Origin of the sequence: Rhodovulum sp. (assembly GCF_011048875.1) — a bacterium.
Classification (GTDB): Bacteria; Pseudomonadota; Alphaproteobacteria; order Rhodobacterales; family Rhodobacteraceae; genus Rhodovulum; species Rhodovulum tesquicola.
This window is the reverse complement of sequence record NZ_DSDD01000087.1, coordinates 1-4,748: the sequence shown is the minus strand read 5'-3', so window position 1 is coordinate 4,748 and position 4,748 is coordinate 1. Positions and strand designations below refer to the sequence as shown.

The window sequence follows — 4,748 nt, the reverse complement described above, 5'->3', positions numbered from 1 at the left end:
TGAAGTCGCGCTCCTCTACCACCCTCGGGTCAAAGCCGTTGCGGGGCAGGAACCCGCTGTCGAGGATCGCCACCCCCACGCCCTGGCCGCGATAGCCCTGATCGTAAAGCTCCTGCGCCTCGATCCGGGCGCGGATCGGGGAGGCGGCTGGATCGGTCATCTGAGTTTCTGCAGGGTCGAGTCCGCAGCATATCCGGCCAGAAGCGCCGCGTTCCACTGGGTGATCTGTTCGGCAAGGGCAGCCAGAACGATCAGCCCGGCAAGACAGGAAAATTGTGCGGCAAGCCGCGCCCCCTTGGCCTTTTCCTCGGCCGAGAAGGGGCGGGCCAAGGGCGGCAGATCCTTGACCAGCGGGAACAGCACCGGCCCGTCGATCGGATCGTCCTTCACCACCTCGACCTGAAGGGTCACGCTGCCCGCCACGTCCATCGTGTGGCCCGCGATCACGCCGTCGCCCTGTCCCGCATACATGTCGCCCATGTAGAGGCCCGCGCCCGGCACCTTGACCGGGCAGATCAGGATCGCGCCGGGGCGCACCGCGTCGATATCCATATGGCCGTCGGTCTTGCGCTGCGCCAGCTCTTCGGCGGTGATCGCACAGGCATGCGGCGCGCCCACCGGGAACGCGCCGACATCGCCCGCGTTGTGGCTGTCGGGCATGGCCTTGGACGGACAGGTGCCCAGCTGCCCGACGAAGGGCCGCATGCGGACCAGCGCGCCGGGCATGTCGGACGGCGCATAGACCAGAATGGAATGCTGATGGCTGTCATCGGGGAGCGCCGCGTAATGGTCGGCCGCGCGCGCGATCTTCTCGGCGGCCGGTTTCGGCAGGGTCAGGCCGACCGCGCGGGTCTCGTCGAAGGTGACAGTATAGCCATGCACGATGCGTAAGGGCGTGACCGGGTTGCCGCATATGTTGCATTTCACGGCATCCTGGACTATCCCCTCGACATGGGTTTCGGGCCAGACCGTGTCGCAGTTGGGACACCGTGCGGCGACGTAGGGATCGCCCGGGCAGAACCCCTCGGGCGAGCTGTCATGGCCCGAGGCAGTGGCGATGGATGTTACCGTGATGTCCCGGATCCGGATCGCGACCGCGTCGCCCGGCTCGCCTCCCCGCGACCGCGACCGGTTGCGTCACCTCGTGCCCGCCGCGCAGGCTGGGCGCGATCATCGGCCCCCAGCAGCCCGGCGCGGTATTGGCGATGATCGTGCCGCCATCCTCGACCGGGCCCGGCATGGGCGCGTCGGGGTCGAGCATGCTGTTGGTAAAGCCTTGCACCACCACGCTGCGGCGGGCGGCGGTCGCATTCTGAGTTCCATCGGCCATTCCGGTTTCCTCCCTCAAGGCTCGCCTTCGAAGGGAGGTATCGGCCCGCGGTTTGTCGACGGGTGGCGGTTGTGCGCCGTCATTGCGCGGCTGCCGTAACCGCCGCATACTCCAGACCGTGGTCCGCACCGTTTCGGGAACGAGTGACCGGTTTTTCCCCGTCCGCAGGCCCCGAGGCCGCTCGTGCCCCTGCATGTATCCTATCGGAGGAGAAGGTCCATGAAAGTCGCCTTTCTTGTTCCCGGCATCATGGCGACAAGGCTCGCGCTTGGCGCCGAGGAGGTCTGGCCGCCGACGCCGCTGGAAACCAAGTTCGGCTACAAGCGCATCGACAAGTTGCAGGATGACGCGGTCCTGCCCACGGAACTGATCTACAACGTCCTGAGTTTCCGGTTCTACTCGACGGTGCGCGACCTGCTGGCGGGGATGGGCTATACGCCGGGCGGGGCGCAGAAACGCTATGTCGATTTTCCCTATGACTGGCGGCGCGACCTGTTCGAGACGGTCGATGTCATGGCCGCCCGGTTGCAGGCGCTGCATGACGAGGGTGCTGAGGAAATCGCGCTGGTCGGCCATTCGATGGGCGGGCTTCTGTGCCGGTTGCTTCTCGAAAGCGGGCGGTTCGAGACCGAGGCGTGGTTCCCCAAGATCACGCTGTTCGTTGCGCTGGCCTCGCCCCATCTCGGCGCGCCGCTCGCGCTGGCGCGCATCTTCGGGGTGGACAGCACGATGGGGATCAAGGGCAGCGATTTCGCCAGGCTGGCGGCGAACCCGAAATACCCCTCGGGCTATCAGCTGATCCCGGCGCCGGGAGAACAGGCGATCTGGGACACGGCCAGTTCCGATCTGGCCGCGCTCGACCCCTACGACCCGGCGGTGGCGCCCCGGATCGGCATGGTGCCCGCGCTGGTCGAGCGCGCCCGCGCGCTGCATGACGTGCTGGGGCAGGGCAACCAGCCCGGCCATGTGCGCTATTTCTACTTCGCGGGTGTGGGCCACAAGACGGTGACGCGCCTGAACGTGGCGCTGGGCGATGCGGCGCAGGCCGACCATCGCCAGACGGTGATGACGAAGACCCCCGATGGCGGCGACGGCACGGTGCCGATCTACAGCGCGCTGCCCCGGATCGGCCAGCGGCAACTGGTGGTCAACGAACATTCCACCGTGTTCGAGGGCGTGCCGTTCAAGCGTGTCTTCTTCCGGCTGTTCGGGGCTGATGCCGGTCCGCCTGTGGAACTGGCGGGCGGCGAGGCGGCGCATATGACCGTCGCGCTCAGCATCGACCAGCCGGTGCAGCCGGTGGGCGAGCCGATCGAGGTCACGCTGTCGATCCTGCCACCTGCGGGCGAGGCCGATCAGCCGACCGCGACCACGATCGAGGGGCGCTTCGTCCTCGACAGGGTGGATGACGAGGGCAGGATCGTCGAGCGCGGCTTTCGCGAGGCGGCGCTTGCCTATGACGGGCCGGGGATCAACCGGCTGACCGTGCATCCTCCCGCCATCGACGAACCCGGCCTGTTCCTGTTGCGCTTTGCAAGCGGGGCGCAGGCCGAGAACGACGTGCGTTTCGCGGTCAGCGAGGCGTAGAGCATGTTGCGCAAAAGTGGGAGCCGGTTTTGCGCAGAAAAACATGCGACAACAAGAAGTCGGAGTGGGTCGCGTGAATTCGAATGAACGCGACTCGCCCTGGCGCGCCAGCGTCAGATCGCCCGGACCGCGCACGCGCAGCGCCTGCCGTCCAAAGGCAGCCTCGTGCATGTCCGCGACATGCAGCGGATCGGCCTCTTTCAGCATGCCGAAATCAAGTCCCGTTGCCCCCTCGATCAGGGCCAGCGGCACCTGGCAGGTTTCATAGGCACCCAGTACGAATTCGGCCTCGGTCAGCCCCTTGATGATCTCGCCATGGCTGAGCACATAGCCCGTGGCCGACAGCGCGCCGTCATCGGCCCGCCGCATGACGGCCACCTTCCAGGACTCGCGCGGGATGGCGATATCCTCGGCGCCGGGCTGGTTCTTCAGCCGCCGGTCGTCGTCGCGGAAGACCGGGCCGGTCAGCACGCTGACCTTGAAGCCGTATTCCTCCGACGCATCGAGGATGTAACCCTCAAGCCCCACCCGGTCGCGCTGGTTCAGCTGTTCGTGCTGCGGAGCGGAATTGGTGTAGTGGAAGGTGTCGGCCTGCGCCTTGAGGATCGTCGCCTCATCATTGATGTCCTCGGCCCAGCACGGGTCCAGCCGGCGCACCATGTGGCCCTTGTCGAGCGGGTTCGAGCGGTAAAGCTCGTTGCCTGCCTGATGCGCCCGGTCAAGCCGTCCGTCCAGCCGCCAGGTGCCCCGCCGCGGCACGCGCCGCAGCCGGGCGCCGTCGATATTGACCGCCGTCAGCAGCGGCAGCTTGCGCGAGGCGCTTTGCCAGACCGAGAAATGCACGTAGCGCAATTCCGTGCCGCCGCCCGCGACCGGGGCAAGATCGCCCTGCCATGAGCCAAGGCCGGGCAGGGCGGTCTCGCCCCCCAGAAACGCGCGGTCGAACCCCTCCCGGTCGGCGAAATCCGCGCGGCTCGTCTCGATCTCTGCATCCGCTGCCACGCCCCCCAGCGCGGGCATGGCGATCTGCGATTTCAGCCGACGCAGCGCCGCGGCGACGGTGCCCGAGGGGACGGCGACGTTGCGTTCCTGCGCGGCGCCCGCAAAATGCAGCCCCACCGCCTCGCCGGTTTCGGTGGCGATCACGACCGAGCCCGAATTGCCCCCCAGCGTCGAGGCGTCATGTTCCAGCATCCAGGCATCGGCCCGCATCACCCGGCCCGGCGCGCAGCGCTTGACCCCGAACCGATCGCCGAAGAAGGACACGATCAGATGCCGGGGATTGTCGCGCGGGTCGCGTTCGGGATAGCCGATCACCGAAATCGGCGTCTCGGCCCCGGGCAGGTCCGCGGCCAGCGGCACCGGTTCCGCACCGGGGGCATGGACCTTGAGGAAGGCCATGTCCGGCTCGCCCGAGCCCGCGACCCAGAGGATGCCGGTCACAAAGGCCGCGCGGGTGGGATCCTCGGGCGTGTCGATCTGTTCCAGCGGGTTCAGTCGCACCTCGATCCTTCGGTCGAACTGGCCCTCCTGGAACTCCCAGTCCTCGCCCATCCAGCGCCGCGCGAAAAGCTCTGCGACATGGCGGTTGGTCACCGCGATGCCGTCATCGACCAGCCAGCCGGTCCCGGCATATTCGCGAAACCCGTTGAACAGGTTCAACCGCCCCGCCGCCATCGCCCGGGTCTCGACCAGCATGCGCTGTGCCTCGAACAGATCGCGGTCGTCGAAATCGAGATCCATCCCCTCCATCAATTGCCGGGCGATGTCCGACAGCCCCTCGCGCGCACTGAGGATCCTGTCGCGGGACATGTAGAAGGACGGCCGCAGC

At 67.5% G+C, this 4,748-nt stretch carries 3 protein-coding genes and 1 pseudogene; 1 reads left to right on the top strand and 3 read right to left on the bottom strand.

What is annotated here, in order from left to right; genetic code table 11:
* Window positions 1-156 precede the first annotated feature (156 nt).
* A complete protein-coding gene (locus tag ENN83_RS03050) occupies window positions 157-1,059 on the bottom strand; it encodes an acetamidase/formamidase family protein (protein ID WP_287183958.1) in 903 nt (300 codons plus the stop codon).
* A complete protein-coding gene (locus tag ENN83_RS03045) occupies window positions 1,037-1,330 on the bottom strand; it encodes a hypothetical protein (RefSeq protein WP_287183955.1) in 294 nt (97 codons plus the stop codon). Before ENN83_RS03045 ends, ENN83_RS03050 begins: the two co-directional genes overlap by 23 nt.
* Before the next feature lie 219 nt (window positions 1,331-1,549).
* On the opposite strand from ENN83_RS03045, the gene ENN83_RS03040 reads away from it, so the two are divergent.
* Window positions 1,550-2,917: a lipase/acyltransferase domain-containing protein gene (locus ENN83_RS03040; RefSeq protein WP_287183953.1), complete on the top strand. Its 1,368-nt coding sequence runs from the start codon at window positions 1,550-1,552 to the stop codon at window positions 2,915-2,917.
* Between the two features lie 267 nt (window positions 2,918-3,184).
* Here ENN83_RS03040 and ENN83_RS17100 read toward each other — a convergent pair.
* Window positions 3,185-4,594: pseudogene (locus ENN83_RS17100) on the bottom strand (DNA/RNA non-specific endonuclease); the annotation flags it as partial.
* Between the last annotated feature and the right edge of the window lie 154 nt (window positions 4,595-4,748).

What these genes read in the sequence shown, in the direction of transcription:
- ENN83_RS03045 (WP_287183955.1), bottom strand. Translation starts at nt 1,330, where the DNA reads ATGGCCGATGGAACTCAGAATGCGACCGCCGCCCGCCGCAGCGTGGTG.
- ENN83_RS03040 (WP_287183953.1), top strand. Translation starts at nt 1,550, where the DNA reads ATGAAAGTCGCCTTTCTTGTTCCCGGCATCATGGCGACAAGGCTCGCG.